15 protein-coding genes are annotated in these 15,448 nt (G+C 68.4%); 9 read left to right on the forward strand and 6 right to left on the reverse strand.

Annotated elements, in window-relative coordinates; genetic code table 11:
- Positions 1-47: 47 nt before the first annotated feature.
- Both nei2 and G6N53_RS11540 read right to left on the reverse strand, forming a co-directional pair.
- On the reverse strand, positions 48-800 hold the full coding sequence (gene nei2 / locus G6N53_RS11535; protein WP_163888584.1) for an endonuclease VIII Nei2: 753 nt from the start codon (positions 798-800) through the stop codon (positions 48-50).
- Positions 800-5,320 (reverse strand): ATP-dependent helicase, encoded by a 4,521-nt coding sequence (locus G6N53_RS11540; protein WP_163888585.1) that lies wholly within the window; start codon positions 5,318-5,320, stop codon positions 800-802. Before G6N53_RS11540 ends, nei2 begins: the two co-directional genes overlap by 1 nt.
- Before the next feature lie 394 nt (positions 5,321-5,714).
- On the opposite strand from G6N53_RS11540, the gene G6N53_RS11545 reads away from it, so the two are divergent.
- The 5 genes from G6N53_RS11545 to G6N53_RS11565 all read left to right on the forward strand — a co-directional run bounded on the left by G6N53_RS11545 (position 5,715) and on the right by G6N53_RS11565 (position 7,869).
- Positions 5,715-5,924: a hypothetical protein gene (locus tag G6N53_RS11545; protein ID WP_163888586.1), complete on the forward strand. Its 210-nt coding sequence runs from the start codon at positions 5,715-5,717 to the stop codon at positions 5,922-5,924.
- Between the two features lie 570 nt (positions 5,925-6,494).
- A complete protein-coding gene (locus tag G6N53_RS11550; protein WP_163888587.1) occupies positions 6,495-6,707 on the forward strand; it encodes a hypothetical protein in 213 nt (70 codons plus the stop codon).
- A gap of 65 nt (positions 6,708-6,772) precedes the next feature.
- Positions 6,773-7,150: a heme-binding protein gene (locus G6N53_RS11555; RefSeq protein WP_163888588.1), complete on the forward strand. Its 378-nt coding sequence runs from the start codon at positions 6,773-6,775 to the stop codon at positions 7,148-7,150.
- A gap of 43 nt (positions 7,151-7,193) precedes the next feature.
- On the forward strand, positions 7,194-7,502 hold the full coding sequence (locus G6N53_RS11560; protein ID WP_163888589.1) for a hypothetical protein: 309 nt from the start codon (positions 7,194-7,196) through the stop codon (positions 7,500-7,502).
- A 28-nt stretch (positions 7,503-7,530) separates the two neighbouring features.
- On the forward strand, positions 7,531-7,869 hold the full coding sequence (locus G6N53_RS11565; RefSeq protein WP_163888590.1) for a heme-binding protein: 339 nt from the start codon (positions 7,531-7,533) through the stop codon (positions 7,867-7,869).
- On the opposite strand, the gene G6N53_RS11570 is transcribed toward G6N53_RS11565, so the two are convergent.
- Complete coding sequence (locus tag G6N53_RS11570; protein WP_163888591.1) at positions 7,870-8,514, reverse strand: TetR/AcrR family transcriptional regulator; 645 nt, start codon at positions 8,512-8,514, stop codon at positions 7,870-7,872.
- Positions 8,515-8,562: 48 nt separating this feature from the next.
- Between G6N53_RS11570 and G6N53_RS11575 the strand changes: the two genes are divergently transcribed.
- Together G6N53_RS11575 and G6N53_RS11580 are read left to right on the forward strand one after the other, a co-directional pair.
- A complete protein-coding gene (locus G6N53_RS11575) occupies positions 8,563-9,939 on the forward strand; it encodes a cytochrome P450 (protein ID WP_163888592.1) in 1,377 nt (458 codons plus the stop codon).
- A 158-nt stretch (positions 9,940-10,097) separates the two neighbouring features.
- Complete coding sequence (locus G6N53_RS11580; RefSeq protein WP_163888593.1) at positions 10,098-10,457, forward strand: carboxymuconolactone decarboxylase family protein; 360 nt, start codon at positions 10,098-10,100, stop codon at positions 10,455-10,457.
- 16 nt (positions 10,458-10,473) lie between these two features.
- On the opposite strand, the gene G6N53_RS11585 is transcribed toward G6N53_RS11580, so the two are convergent.
- Together G6N53_RS11585 and amaB are read right to left on the reverse strand one after the other, a co-directional pair.
- Positions 10,474-11,283, reverse strand: coding sequence for an SDR family oxidoreductase (locus G6N53_RS11585; protein ID WP_163888594.1), 810 nt, complete (start codon positions 11,281-11,283; stop codon positions 10,474-10,476).
- 105 nt (positions 11,284-11,388) lie between these two features.
- Complete coding sequence (gene amaB, locus G6N53_RS11590) at positions 11,389-12,933, reverse strand: L-piperidine-6-carboxylate dehydrogenase (RefSeq protein WP_163888595.1); 1,545 nt, start codon at positions 12,931-12,933, stop codon at positions 11,389-11,391.
- 51 nt (positions 12,934-12,984) lie between these two features.
- Between amaB and G6N53_RS11595 the strand changes: the two genes are divergently transcribed.
- Together G6N53_RS11595 and lat are read left to right on the forward strand one after the other, a co-directional pair.
- A complete protein-coding gene (locus G6N53_RS11595) occupies positions 12,985-13,476 on the forward strand; it encodes an Lrp/AsnC family transcriptional regulator (RefSeq protein WP_163888596.1) in 492 nt (163 codons plus the stop codon).
- Between the two features lie 29 nt (positions 13,477-13,505).
- Positions 13,506-14,855 (forward strand): L-lysine 6-transaminase, encoded by a 1,350-nt coding sequence (gene lat / locus G6N53_RS11600; protein ID WP_163888597.1) that lies wholly within the window; start codon positions 13,506-13,508, stop codon positions 14,853-14,855.
- On the opposite strand, the gene G6N53_RS11605 is transcribed toward lat, so the two are convergent.
- The gene (locus tag G6N53_RS11605; protein WP_237166490.1) at positions 14,824-15,396 is read right to left on the reverse strand and encodes a restriction endonuclease; all 573 of its coding nucleotides are present in this window, start codon (positions 15,394-15,396) and stop codon (positions 14,824-14,826) included. The genes lat and G6N53_RS11605 overlap by 32 nt on opposite strands.
- Positions 15,397-15,448 lie beyond the last annotated feature (52 nt).

Below are 15,448 nucleotides of genomic sequence, written 5' to 3' on the forward strand. Positions count from 1 at the left end.
TGGGGATAACTCGCGATTGCCCTGCTGGAATACCGTTCCGGCGGGGGTCAGCGCTGGCAGGTGGGGCACCAGTAGGTGACCCGCTCACCGCCGCGGTCGGTCTCGATCGGCGTGCCGCACCGCCGGCAGGGTAGTCCCGCCCGGCCGTACACCCACACGTCCTGGCCGGGACGGGTGTTGCCGGTGGTCGTGCGGTTCACCCGCATCCGGTTGGCCCACAACATCTGTTGCGCCCGGTTGGCGAGCCGCAGCGGGTCGGAGACCTGCGCGACCGCCGTGCCGGGCAGCAGCCCGAAGACGAAACACAATTCGTTGGCGAAAACGTTGCCCACCCCCGCCATCACCCGCTGGTCCAGCAGCGTCTCGGCCAGCGGACGCGACGGGGCGGCCATCAGGTTCGCGGCCGCCACCGAGGCCGACCAGTCCTCCCCGAGCAGATCCGGGCCCAGGTGCGCGACGACGTCCATGTCGGTGGCGCGGTCCAGGACCTCCAGTACGCCGAGGTCGACGCCGGATGCGCGGGAGTCGGCTGTCTGCAACACGATCCGGATCTTGTACGCCGGAGCCCGGACTCGACCGATGATCCACGCGCCGTCCATCTTCAGGTGTGAGTGGATGCTCGCCGACCCCACGCGGATGAACAGATGCTTGCCCCGGCTGATCACTTCGTCGACGACCTGCCCGGACAGGTCCACCGCGGCGTAGCGGGGGACGCGGACGTCGCAGCCGGTCAACTCCTTGCCCGCCAATGCCTCCCGCAACTTCGCGGCCGCGCGGAAGACGGTGTCGCCTTCAGGCATCAGCGCAGCCGCAGCCCGCGTGGTGTCCGGGCGAACCCGGCCTCGGTCAGGGCCACCGCCACCGCCGAGTCGCGGTCCTCCAGGACCGCAACGCCGTCCACCCGCTCGACCAGCAATGCCGGAACCCGTTGCCGGGTGACCAGTTCGGCCAGCGCGACCGCGGCGACATGGTGAGTGTCGGGGTCGGTGGTGAAACTCAGCAGCGACCGGCCGCCGCGCTCGATGAACCAGGCAAGCTCACCGTCGACGAGCACCACCAACGCGCCGGCCTTGCGGCCGGGCCGGTGGGCTGTGTCGGTGTCGCCGCGCGCCGGCCACGACAGGGCGGCGCCGAACGGGTTGGCCGGGTCGGTCGCGGCCAGTGCGACGGCGCGCAGGGCGCCTTGGCGGTCGTCGATGCTGTCGGCATGGGTGCGCAGACGGTCGACGGTGCTGGCCGTGGCGAACTGGGCGCCGCCGAGGGATTCGACGAAATAACCTCGCTGACACCGCCCGGTTTCTTCCAGTGCAGTGAGCACCTTGTACAGCGAGGCGAAGCCACCCGGGATGTTCTCGGTCGCCACTGCCCCTTTGGTGAGCACGCCGTGGCGGGCCAGCAGTTGGTCGGCCTGGAAATGCGCACGCACGGTGGTGTCCGTTTCGGCGGCCGGCAACACCGACCACCGACCGGCGACCGTCGGGTCGGAGTCGCGGTGTGCGCCCGAGCTGATGCTGTAGCGGCTCAGCCGCGGCGCCCGGCGATGACGGTGTGACGGTGCAGCGGCCCGCCGTGCGCCCCGGGCGCCGGCCAGCAGCGCCCGCACCGGCGCGAACGTGTCACCCCCGACATGGCCAGACCAGATCAATTGCCACAGCGCTTCTTTGAGTGCTGTAGCGCTGACACCGTCGACGGTGATCTGCCGGAAGAAGTAGGCGCCGCCGCCACTCAACGCGTCCAGCACCGCTCTGTGTACATCGGTGAGGTCGGTGTCCGACGGCGGGGCCAGGGACAACGGGGCAGTGTCGGCGGAGTGGAACGCCACCCACCCGTCGGCCGACGACAGCGCACCGACACCGGACCACAACACCTCACCGGAGGCCAGCAACTCGTCGAGCATGCCGGGCTGGTAGTCGCGCACCCGCTGACCGAAGATCAACGGCTCCACCGCTGAAGCGGGCACCGGCACCCCGGCGAGCTGATCGATCACCGCGGCCAGTCCGTCGACCCCCGACACCGCTTCGCTTCCCATCAGCTGCCATGCCGGCAGGAAGCGGCCCAACGCGGCGGTGCTCACCGGTTCGATCTGGGCGCGCAACGCGGCCAGCGAGCGCCGGCGCAGGATCCGCAACACCTCGGCGTCGCACCATTGCTCACCGGAATCGGCTGGTGCATCGATGAACTCGCCGCGCATCAGCTTGCCGTCGGCAGCGAGGCGGCCCAGCACGTCGCCGGCCACCCGCAGCCCGAGGCCGAACCGGGTGGCCGCCTCGACGGTCGTGAACGGTCCCCGGGTGCGCGCAAACCGTGACATCAGCTCCCCGAGCGGGTCGACGACGGGTTCGAGGAACGCCATCGGCACCCCCACAGGCACCGCGACCCCGACGCCGTCACGCAGCCGGCCGATGTCCTCCACCGCCGCCCACCAGCTCTGCCCGGCGAACGACACGGTCACCACGCGCTTGGCCGTCAGCAGCCCCTCCAGCCAGCCGCCGACGTCATCCTGGGTGCACCGCAGGGCGATCTCGTCGGCCGTCAGCGGCCCCAGCAACCGCAACAGGTCCGCCACGCCCTCGGCATCGCGGACAGCGCGCTCGTCGGTCAGGTGTTGCAGCTGCCGGTTGGTGTTGGTGACGACGTCGGCGTCGAGCAGCTCCCGCAGTTCGACGCGGCCCAGCAGCTCGGCGAGCAGCTTGGGGTCCAGCGCCAGGGCGGCGGCGCGACGTTCGGCCAGCGGACTGTCGCCCTCGTACATGAACGCCCCGACGTAGCCGAACAGCAGCGACGCGGCGAACGGCGACGGTGTCTGCGTCTCGACCTCGAGGATCCGCACCCGCCGCTGGGCCACCCGCGCCATCAGTGAGACCAGGGTGGGCACGTCGTAGACGTCCTGCAGGCATTCGCGCACGGCTTCGAGCACGATCGGGAAGTCGGGGTAGCCGCGGGCCACGTCCAGCAGTTGTGCGGCCCGTTGCCGCTGATGCCACAGCGGGGAGCGCTTGCCGGGGTTGCGGCGCGGCAACAGCAGCGCCCGGGCGGCACACTCGCGAAACCGCGAGGCGAACAGCGCCGAACCGCTGACCTCGGTGGTGACCAGCGGCTCGATCTCGTCGGGGTCGAAGACGAAGATGTCGGCGCCGGGGGCGGTATCGTCGGTGTCGGGCAACCGGACGATGATGCCGTCGTCGGAGGCTGTGGGTTTCTCGTCGATGCCGTAGCGCTCGTAGAGCCGTTTGCCGACCGCCAGCGCCAGCGGTCCGTGCACCCGTAGACCGTAGGGGGAGTGCAGGATCACCCGCCAGTCGCCCAGTTCGTCGCGGAAGCGTTCCACGATCAGCGTGGTGTCCGAGGGGACGGCGGAGGTGGCACTGCGCTGCTCGTCGATCAGCTGCCACAGGTTGTCGGTCGCGAACCCGTCGAAGCCGACTGTGTGGCAGCGCTGTTCGAATGCGTCGCGATCCAGCCGCGCCAGCTCGCCGGTGAACTCGCCGATCGCCGCACCCAACTCCGCCGGCCGGCCCACGCCGTCGCCGCGCCAGAACGGAAGCCGGGCCGGCTCGCCAGGGGCGGGGATCACGAGCACCCGGTCATGGGTGATCTCGGTGATCCGCCAGCTCGTCGCACCCAGCGATATGACGTCGCCGGGACGCGACTCGTAGACCATCTCCTCGTCGAGTTCACCGACCCGCGATGGCTTTTCGGAATCCGCGCTCGAGGCGAGGTACACGGTGAACAGGCCGCGGTCGGGAATCGCGCCGCCCGAGGTGACGGCCAGCCGTTGCGCCCCGGGACGGGAGGTGAGGCTGCCCGAGTCGCGGTCGTAGACGATCCGGGGCCGCAGCTCGGCGAACGCGGTGGACGGGTATTTGCCGGACAGCAGATCCAGCGTCGCCTCGAACGCGCTGCGCGGCAGCGTCGCGAACGGCGCACTGCGGCGCACGGTGTCGAACCATCGGTCGGCGCTGATGGGTTCGAGCGCACACGCCGCGACAGTGTGCTGAGCCAGCACGTCGAGCGGGTTGGCGGGCACCCGCATGGTCTCGATCTGGCCGGCCAGCATCCGCTGCACGCTCACCGCGCACCCGATCAGATCGGTGCGGTGCTTCGGGAACAACACGCCCTGGCTGATCTCACCGACCTGGTGACCGGCCCGGCCGACGCGTTGCAACCCACTGGCCACCGACGGCGGCGTCTCCACCTGGATCACCAGATCCACTGAACCCATGTCGATTCCGAGTTCCAGGCTGGAGGTCGCGACGACGGCCTTGAGACGTCCGGTCTTCAGCGCCTCCTCGACCTCGGCGCGAGCTTCCTTGCTGACCGATCCGTGGTGCGCCCGGGCCAGTACCGGCTCGGCGCCGTAGGTCTGCCCGCTGCCCATCAGGTGGGCGGGTGCGCCGCCGGCGACGCCCGGGTTGGGCCCGCCGAGCTCGGTGCCGGTGCGTTCGGCGTGAATCTCGTTGAGGCGTGCGGTCAGCCGCTCGGCGAGCCGGCGGGAGTTGGTGAACACGATCGAGCTGTTGTGCGCCTCGACCAGGTCGACGATGCGTTCCTCGACGTCGGGCCAGATGGAGTTGTTCTCCAGATTGGCCATGTCGGGGACGGGGACCTGCACGGTGAGGTCGAACGTCTTGGCGGCCGGTGGGGCGACGACGGTGGTGGGTGCGGTTCCGGACAGGAAGCGCGCCACCTCCTCGGGCGGGCGCACGGTCGCCGACAGGCCGATACGTTGGGCGGGCTTCTCCAGCAGCTCGTCGAGACGTTCCAGCGACAGCGCCAGGTGCGCGCCGCGCTTGGTGGCCGCGACGGCGTGCACCTCGTCGACGATCACCGTCTGCACACCCGCCAGCGTTTCGCGGGCAGCCGAGGTCAGCATCAGGAACAGCGACTCAGGGGTGGTGATCAGGATGTCGGGCGGCTTGGTGATCAGTTCCCGGCGCCGGCTGGGGGTGGTGTCGCCGGAACGCACGCCGACGCTGATGGCCGGGGGTGGTTGCCCGGTGCGCTCGGCGATGCGCGAGATCCCGGTCAACGGGGTGCGCAGGTTGCGTTCCACGTCCACGGCCAGCGCCTTGAGCGGGGACACGTAGAGCACCGTGGTGCCCTTGCCGGCCTGCGGGCTCCTGGCCAGGCCGTCGATCGCCCACAGGAACGCCGCGAGCGTCTTGCCCGACCCCGTGGGCGCGATGACCAGCGTGTTCTCCCCGTCGGCGATGGCTTTCCAGGCCTGCGCCTGCGCGGGGGTGGGCTCGACGAACGTGCCCGTGAACCACTCCCGCGTCAGCGGACTGAAGCGGGACAGCGGATCGGCCTTCGTGGGCATCCCTCCATGGTGCCCGTAAGCACCGACACCTTGTCCCGCGAGCTCGCGTGTTTGCATGCCCGTGCGCGGCGCGTCGCGTGCAACAGCGCACCCTCGCGGCCCGCCAGACCGCTAGTTTGCTCAGCCAAACGGGGAGTGCTCAACCGGCCTTGACAGCAACGAAAGGTCAGGATCCTGCAGCCTGACGATGCGATAAACGTCGGACATCCATGAAATTGATCACTCGGAGGCGGCCAGCCACATCGGAGATGTTGTGTGGCAACAAAATAAGGGCTGAAAATCCGCGGCTGTCGGGTGACGGTTCGACGACCCTTCTCTAGCCTGGAATGAGGGCCTCTACGAACCGACGGGCCCGCACCCCGGTTCTGAGCAAAGAGGCCCGAGAGGAGTGAACATGCGTTTGAAGTACCTGATTGCAGCACCGATTGCAGCAGCTGCCGGCCTCTTCGTCGCGCCGACAGCCGCCGCCGACTGCACCACCTTCGGGAACGAGTCGTACTGCTCGTTCGGAGGGCCCGGCGGTACCAGCCCTGTGCTGCCGTATGACTGTGGCGACTACGACTACTACTGCAATGACGGGTACCAGGCTTGGGAGCTCTTCTGAGTTGGACCGGGCGCGGGGCGCAGTCGAATCCCCGTGCCGAACGCCTGACGGCAAAGCGTCGCACCCAAACCTGATGACGCTCATCGGTGGCCGATCGCGCGGGCACTGACCCGCGCGATCGGTTCATTCCTGGCGCCAGAAGGTAGCAACGAGGGTGCTCACTGCGCGGCCTGGAGACTCATTGAGATTTCGTGAAAGGAGCTGTCGTGCAGGCGCTAACGCGTTGGCTGTGGTGAAGCCGATGAACTTCCGCACCGAGCCTGCACGCCGTCCCGGAGATGGGAGCGACTGCGGCCCTTGAGAGTCGGCCATCTGGTGGTCGGCATTGGTGACTCTGGTCCCACCCTCAGTAACCGGATGCTTCGGCAAATCATCAGGACGTCTTGGCGCACTGCGGACCTCGTTGGCATAGCGCTACGTGGCCGGACGTCCGTGGGGCAAGCCTGCACCCAGTTCTTCGTAACCGATCCCATTTTGATATCAGATTGCTAGCATCCTCACAGTGAGGCCGCGCTCACCTGCGGGTTGGTATGGCCGCGTTCGTGATCAAACTCAGTAGGGAGTGCAGTGATGCGGTTACGGTACTTGATCGTCGCCCCCTTCCTGGTCGTCGCCGGCCTCGCCGCCGCGCCGACTGCAGCAGCAGACTGCACCACGACCGGGAACCAGACGTTCTGTTCGTTCGGGGAGCCGGGTAACACCGGCCCCGTTCTGCCTTACGAATGCGTCGACGCCTACGACTACTACTGCAATGACAGCTACGGCAGCTGGGACCTATTCTGAGCTCCATCCGAGACCGTGGTGGTAGCGCCAACGTTGATTCGACCAAGCAGACAAAGGAGTAAGTAATGGTGTCTCACAGGACTTTTGCGGGGCGGATGTTGCTGGCGGCCGTCGGTTCCGGTGCTGTGCTGTTCGGGACCGCGGTGTCCGCGAGCGCGCAGCCGGCACCGCCGAACTGCACTGCGGCTGATCTGGCGGGCATCATGTCCGGCGTCACCGCATCCACGTCGGCCTACCTATTCACCCACCCGCCGGTGAACGACTTCTTCACCAATCTCGGCAAGGTGCCCAACGACCAGAAGCGCGAAGCGCTGGCCAGTTACCTGGACGCCAACCCGCAGGTGAAGGCCGACCTCAGCGGCATCCGTCAGCCGGCGAAGGACTTCCGTGCCCGTTGTGGCGGCGGCCCCGGTCCGCTGGCTGAGGTCGAGGGCGAGGGCTGAGCCCCGCCCTGGTTTCGCCGAACGGCTGAGCGGGAGATCTGCGATGCGAGTTCATTTCCTACTCGTCGCACCGATCATCGCGGTCGCCGGCCTGACCGTCGCACCGACCGCAGCGGCCGATTGCACCAGCGCCGGCGGAACGACGATCTGCGCGCAGGGGGAGTCCCGCGGTGCGGACACCGGTGATGGTCCCAGCGGTTCCGGTCCTTACGTGCCCTATCCGTGCGAATATGACTGGAACTGCAACGACTACTACGGGTGGGAATGGGATCTGGACCTCGATCCCGGTCCGGGTATCGGTTTGCCGGGCAGGCCCGGCAATCGACCAGGGGGCGGAATCGACGGCGGATGACGCCTCCACCTGGATCGAGGAGCGACCCATGACGTCCCACAGAGCTTTCGCGCGACGCATGCTGCTGGCTGCGGTCGGTTCCGGGGCGGTGCTGCTGGGCACCAGCGCACCCGTGATCGCTCAGCCGCCGCCGCCCAACTGCACCGCGGCAGACCTGGCGGGCATCATGTCGGGAATCACCGCCGCGACGTCGGCGTATCTCTTCACCCACCCGCCCGTCAACGACTTCTTCACCACGCTCAAGGATGTTCCTGCAGAAGAGAAGCGGGCGGCGCTGCAGACCTACATGGACGCCAACCCGCAGGTGAAGGCCGACCTGACAGGTATCCGTCAGCCTGCCGTCGACTTCCGGAACCGCTGCGGCTGATCAGCGCCGGCTGACGGCGTCCGCGAGCGCTGGCGGTAGACCCGGCACGCGTCCGACCGCGTCGAGAAGCCCGTGTGCGCAGAGGTCGGCGATGAAGTCCGCGTCCAGCGACGCGTCGATCAGCCGTTGCCTGCACAGTTCGAACGTGAACGCCAGCCAGCCATAGACGGTGGCCCGCAGGTCCCGCTCCACCTTCGAATCCAAGGCGCCACCGGTGGTCTCGGTGATGCGATCGATGATGCGGTTGGCCTGCCTGTCGTTGTCGATGTCCTCGATGCCGCGCAGCACCGGGTCCGACCGGCCCATCCCCATGTACGCGGCCCAGGCACCGTGTGGGTGCTGTTCGTCGTACTGCAGATAGGCCAGCACGCCCGCTCGGACCTGCCCGAAAAGCGTCAGACCGGGCTCGGGCGGGGTGTTGGTGGCCTGGAACAGTCGCTCGCCCTCGGCCCGCACGACCGCGGCGAAGAAGGCCCGTTTGTCGGGGAAGTAGTGGTACATCAACGCGCGGGAGACGCCGGCGCGCTCGGCGATCTCGTCGATGCGTACCTCGTCGTAGGGGCGTTGGCCGAACACCTCGGCGCCGAGTGCCAGCAGTTCGTTGCGCCGATCCTCCGGTGAGAGACGGCGCCGGGATTCAGGCATGGGTCCATCCTACTTGACACATGTAGAACAGCCGCGGAGGCTGGGGAGATGACCGCTGTAGACCACCGGGGGTCCTATCCCGCGTTGCCGCACCCTCGCCGTCGGGTGCCGTTGCTCGGTGACGTGCTGGCGTTCGACGCGGACAGCCCGTCGCAGTCGACGATGGCGCTCGCCGCGCTCGGTCCCGTCTTCGAGTTCCGTTTTCTGGGAGCGCGCTACGTCGTGGCCGCGGGTCCGGATGCCGTTCTCGAGGTCAACGACGAGAGCCGGTTCTGCAAACATGTCGGCCCCGACATCGACGCGTTGCGCATTCTCGGCGGCGACGGTCTGTTCACGGCCTACAACGACGAACCGAACTGGCAGAAAGCCCACGATGTGCTGATGCCGGCGTTCAGTCAGCAGGCGATGCGGCGCTACCACTCCATCATGTTCGACGTCGCCGACGAGCTCACTGCCCGCTGGGACCACAAGGCCACCCGCGGTGCGACGGTCGACGTGTCCGTCGACGCCACCCGGGTGACGCTGGAGACGATCGGACGCTGCGCGGCCGGGCATCCGTTCGGGTGCTTCGAGTCCGAGGCGGTGCACCCGTTCGTCGAGCACATGGTGGCGGGCCTGAAGGGCTCCGACCGCGTGGGTGTGCTGCGGGAGACGTTCCTGCCCGGTTTCGTCGCGCAGCGGGCCGAGCGGCCGGTGCGTGATCACGCCGCGAAGTTGCACGCGATCGCCGACGAGATCATCGCCGACCGGGTGCGCGACGGCCTCGGGCACCACGACGATCTTCTCGAGCTGATGCTGGCTTCCGATCTGCAGCTCGCCAACATCCGCTACCAGCTGATCAATTTCTTGGTTGCGGGGCACGAAACCACCTCGGGGGCACTGTCTTTTGCGCTGTACTACCTGTCTCAGCATCCGGAAGCGGTACAGAAGGCGCGTGCGGAGATCGCCGAGGTGTGGGGTGACGACGATCGGCCGGACTTCGAGCAGATCGCCAAGCTCCGTTACGTGCGAAGAATTTTCGACGAGGCATTGCGGCTGCAACCCACGGTCCCCGGGTATTACCGGGCAGCGCGCGAGGACACCGTGCTCGCCGGGGTGCACCCGATGCGCAAGGGCGACTGGGTGCTCGCTCTCGTCGGGACCCTGCATCGCGATCCGCGCTGGGGACCCGACCCCGACGCGTTCGACCCGGACCGGTTCGCGCCCGAGAAGGTCAGGGCCCGTCCGGCAGGCTTGTACAAACCGTTCGGGACCGGCCCGCGTTCGTGCATCGGGCGCCAGTTCGCGTTGCACGAAGCCGTGCTGCTGCTGGCGGTGCTGCTGCGCCGCTACGAGCTCATCGCAGACCCGGAGTATCAGCTGCAGATCACCGAACGGTTGACGGTGATGCCCAAGGACTTCCACCTGTCCCTGCGCCGCCGCTAGCCCCTCTCTGTTGTGGCGAGCGCGCGGGTCTGCACGCCGACACGCCGCACCGGGCGTACAACGGCGCGCGCTCGTCGACGTCCACGGCGCGCGCAGTGTCCCAGTGATGGTTACTTTCGACTCTTTCACCACCCAAGACGCAGGGTCAGACTCACAGGATGAGCGGCGACCAGCACTATCACGACGTCCTGTCCGAACTGCGCCCGGAGCATCGAGCGTTGCGTCAGAAAATCCCTGAGGTCTACAGCGCGTTCAACGCCATCAGCGCGGCCGCGTTGGCCGACGGGGCGCTCAGCGCGCACGTCAAGGAGCTGATGGCGATGATGATCGGGATCGTGCAGGGCTGTGACGGCTGCATCGCCTCACACGCTCGGGGTGCGGCCCGGGCCGGCGCGACCGAGGACGAAGCCGCCGAGGCGATCGCGGTGAGCATCATGATGCACGGCGGCCCGGCCACCGTATACGGCGCGCGGGCGTTCTCGGCGTTCCGCGAGTTCAATCCCGCAGATCAGCAGTAGCCCCGCTCGTCGCCGCTCAGGTCGCGCGTAACGCACGCTGGTACCGGCGCATTCCGGCGATCCAGCGGTCGTAGTCGGAGCCCTTGTGCCGGTACATCTCCAGGACCTGGGGATGGGGCAGCACCAGGAACTTGTTGTCTTTGACCGCGTCGACGGTCAGCGACGCGACATCCGACGGCGCGAGCACGTCACCGGACTGCAGGATGGATTGCGCTCCGGCGCGGGCACCGGGATCGGTCTCCGCTCGGATTCCGTCGAGCAGCGGGGTGTCCACGCCCAGCGGGCACACGCAGCTGACGCCGATGCCGTCGTCGCCGTAGGTGATCGCCAGCCACTCGGCGAAGCCCACGGCAGCGTGTTTGGTGACGGCATAACCGGCGGCGCCGATCTGGGACAACAGCCCGGCCGCTGACGCAATCGATACGAAGTACCCGGAGCCGCGTGACTTCCACTGAGGCACCAGAAGTTCCGCTGCCCGCACGTGGGCGCGGAGATTGACAGCGAGGATGCGGTCCCAGTCGGAGTCGGTGCCGATGCCCCCGGCGCCGGTGATGCCCGCGTTGGCGACGTAGATGTCGACGGGCCCGAACTCGCGCACAGCCAGGGTCGCCAACGCGTCGATGCCTTCGGTCGTCGCGGCGTCGGCCTGCAGGGCCACCGTGGTGCCGCCGGCGGAGCCGATAGCTGCGGCGGCTGCTCGGGCGCCGGCGTCGTCGACGTCGCCGATGACGACGCGAACGCCGTGTCCCGCGAGCGCCGACGCCAGCGCCTGCCCGATACCGGAGCCGCCTCCGGTGACGACCGCGACTTTGCTGTCCAGTTCCATGCCCCGAGTGTGCCCTCGTCGCCCGCGAGCACGCGGAAAATGTACGCATGAGACGGCGTGTCGGCGTGCAGACCCGCGCGCTCGCGGAACAAGCGCAACGGCTTCTCAGCCGAACGTGACGCCCTGGGCCAGCGGGAGCTCGGAGGAGTAGTTCACGGTGTTCGTCGCCCGCCGCATGTAGGCCTTCCACGAGTCCGAACCGGACTCGCGCCCACCGCCGGTCTCCTTCTCGCCGCCGAACGCGCCGCCGATCTCCGCGCCCGAGGTGCCGATGTTGACGTTGGCGATCCCGCAGTCCGATCCGTCGGCGCCCAGGAAGCGTTCCGCCTCGCGAATGTCCAGCGTGAAGATCGACGACGAAAGCCCCTGCGGTACCGCATTGTTCATCTCAACAGCTTCGTCAAGTGTCTCGTAGGTCAGCACGTAGAGGATCGGCGCGAACGTCTCGGTGTGCACGACCGAAGACTGCATGGGCATCCGGACCACCGCCGGGGTGACGTAGAACGCGCCCTCGTCCCCGACGTCGACACGCTCACCGCCGATCACCTCACCGCCTTCGGCCTCGGCCTGCTGCAGCGCGCCGACCATGTCCCGGTAGGACCTCTCGTGGATCAGCGGCCCGACCAGCGTGCCTTCGGTGAACGGGTCGCCGACCGGCAGCTGCCGGTAGGCCGCGACGATCCTCGACACCAGTTCGTCGGCCACCGACGAATGCACGATCAACCGGCGCAGCGTCGTGCATCGCTGCCCGGCAGTGCCGGCCGCCGAGAACACGATGCCCCGCACTGCCAAATCGAGGTCTGCCGCCGGGGTCACGATCGCCGCGTTGTTGCCGCCGAGCTCGAGCAGCGCCCGGCCGAACCGCGCCGCCACCCGCGGCCCGACCTGACGACCCATCCGCACCGACCCGGTCGCCGACACCAGCGCCACCCGCGGGTCGTCGACGAGCTGTTCGCCGATCTCCCGCTCACCCAACACCAGCCGGCTCACCTCAGGCGGCGCACCGACATCGGCACACGCGCGCTGCAGCAGCGCCTGGCACGCCGACGCGGTCAGCGGCGTCAGCTCGGAAGGCTTCCACACCACGGTGTCACCGCACACCAGCGCGATCGCGGTGTTCCACGCCCACACCGCGACCGGGAAGTTGAACGCGGTGATGACGCCGACGACGCCGAGGGGGTGCCAGGTCTCCATCAGCCGGTGCCCGGGCCGCTCGGAGGCGATGGTCTTGCCGTACAGCTGCCGCGACAGGCCCACCGCGAACTCGCAGACGTCGATCATCTCCTGCACTTCGCCGAGGGCCTCGGAGGTGATCTTGCCGGCCTCGATCGTGACCAGCGAGGCCAGCGCCGCCTTGTGCTCGACCAGCAGTTCGCCGAGCCGGGCCACCAGCGCGCCACGCACCGGCGCCGGCGTCAGCCGCCACGTCGTGAACGCCTGCGCGGCTTCGGCGATCGCGGCGTCGGTCTCCTCGAGAGACGACGCGCGCAGCGTGAACAGCACGTCGCCGTTGATCGGCGAGCTGGCGTTCAGCCCGCCGGCGCCGGGGTCGCCGAGCGTGACCGACGAGCCGACGGCAGCCAGCGCGTCGCGGACCCGGGATCGCAACGCGTCGGAGGTGGGTAGCGGGGACTTCACAGTGGTGGTCATCAACAGGCCTCATCGAGCTTGTAGGGGTGGAGGTTCCGATACAGTGCGGCCATGAGCGGTCTCGACGAACCTGCGCCACTCGACGAGATCGATCGGGTGCTGGCCCGTGAGCTGGTGGCCGACGGCCGTGCGACGCTGGCCCATCTGGCTGCCGCGGCAGGTCTTTCGGTGTCGGCGGTGCAGTCGAGGGTGCGCCGGCTGGAGTCCCGCGGCGTCGTCGCCGGGTACACGGCCCGGATCAACCCGGAGGCCGTCGGCAGCATGCTGTCCGCGTTCGTCGCCATCACCCCTCTTGATCCTTCACAACCCGATGATGCACCCGCCCGGCTGGAACACATCCCCGAAATCGAGGCGTGTTACTCGGTGGCCGGGGAGGAAAGTTATGTCCTGCTGGTCCACGTCGAGTCTGCGCGGGCGCTGGAAGGTCTGCTCCAGCGGATCCGTACCGCAGCCGACGTGAAGACGCGCACGACGGTCATCTTACAGAAATTTTATGGCGAGAGACGTCACATACCGGACACAACCTCCGTCCCAGGGCTGTGACACCGCAAAATATCCTCTAGCATGACGGTATGACTGATCTTCTGCCGGTCGCCAGCCATGCCCGAATCGCCCCGGCCGACGTGCGCGAGGTGCTGTCGCGCAGCATCCTCGCCGACGGCCTCGACCTGGTGCTCGACCTCGAGCGCTCCCAGGGCTCGTATTTGGTCGATGCCCGCACCGGGCGGGGCTACCTCGACATGTTCACCTTCTTCGCATCGTCGGCGCTGGGGATGAACCACCCCGGACTGGCCGACGACGACGACTTCCGCGCCGAACTCACCGCGGCCGCGCTGAACAAACCGAGCAACTCCGACGTCTACAGCGTCCCGATGGCGCGGTTCGTCGACACCTTCGCCCGGGTGCTCGGCGACCCGGCCCTGCCGCACCTGTTCTTCGTCGACGGCGGGGCGCTGGCGGTGGAGAATGCGCTGAAGGTCGCGTTCGACTGGAAGAGCCGATTCAACGAGGCCCGCGGACTGGATCCGGCCCTGGGAACCAAGGTGTTGCACCTGCGCGGCGCCTTCCACGGCCGCAGCGGCTACACCATGTCGCTCACCAACACCGATCCGAACAAGGTGGCCCGCTTCCCGAAGTTCGACTGGCCCCGCATCGACGCGCCGTATCAGCGGCCGGGCGCGAACATGGATGCGCTGGAAGCAGAATCGATCCGCCAGGCGCGCGCGGCGTTCGAAGCCGCACCCCACGACATCGCGTGCTTCATCGCCGAACCGATCCAGGGGGAGGGAGGCGACCGGCACATCCGGGGTGAGTTCTTCGCGGCGATGCGCGAACTGTGCGACGAGTTCGACGCGCTGCTGATCTTCGACGAGGTCCAGACCGGCTGCGGTATCACCGGAACCGCTTGGGCCTATCAGCAGTTGGGGGTACTGCCCGACGTGCTGGCCTTCGGCAAGAAGACCCAGGTGTGCGGCGTCATGGCTGGTGGTCGGGTCGAGGAGGTCCCCGACAACGTGTTCGCCGTCGGCTCACGGATCAACTCGACGTGGGGCGGCAACCTCGTCGACATGGTCCGGTCGCGCCGGATCCTGGAGGTCATCGAGTACGACGGGTTGTTCGAGCGGGCCGCCGAGAACGGGCGCTATCTGCGAGAGCGACTGCAGGAGTTGGCCGTCGAGTTCCCCGCGCTGGTGCGCGACTCCCGCGGCCGCGGCCTGATGTGTGCGTTCAGCATGCCGACTGCGGCGCAGCGCGACACCCTGATCGCGCAGCTGTGGGACAGCGGGGTCGTGATGCTGGGGTCCGGTGCCGACAGCGTGCGTTTCCGGCCCGCGCTGACGGTCTCGCAGGACGAACTCGACGCCGCGGTCGACGCGGTCCGCGACGTGCTCACGAGGATGTCGGTTCGGCAGGCAGGGTGAGCCGGCGGATCGTCGAGCGCAACCTCGGCAGATCCGCACCCCCGACGAGTTCACAGCCGTGCAGCTCGGCGAGTTTGCGTGCGGCGGGCGTGAACTCGTTGTTGGTGACGACCATCGTCCTGGTGCAGTCCTGCATCGGCGCCCCGGCGACCACCTCCTGGACCGCGCTGGCTCCGACCGGCCGGGCGCGGCGCTTGCATTGGACCGCGAGCCGGTTGGGCCGGTGGCCGATGATCAGGTCGACGCCCCAATCGCCGGTCAGTGAGGTCATGATCACCGGGACGCCGCAGGACCGCGCGATCCGGGCGACGTAGTCCTCGAAGTCGGTGCCCGACATGTCTTCCCCGACGGCCCGCTCCTCCGCACCCGGGGTGGCGGCGCCGACGAGCGTGGCGAGGAAGAAGCGCGGAGCGGTGGTGACAACGAGCGGGGCCAGCACCCCGAGCGCCACGCTGATGGGCAGGCCGGCGCCGATCAGATAGGCGGTCAGGCCGACGGCCACGCTCAGCACGGCGTACAGCTTCCACCGCAGCCTGGTCACGGACGAATGGTAAGCACCCGCAGTGACATGCCAGGCGACAAACCCTGGTAAG

Source organism: Mycolicibacterium hippocampi (assembly GCF_010723735.1).
Lineage (GTDB): Bacteria > Actinomycetota > Actinomycetes > Mycobacteriales > Mycobacteriaceae > Mycobacterium > Mycobacterium hippocampi.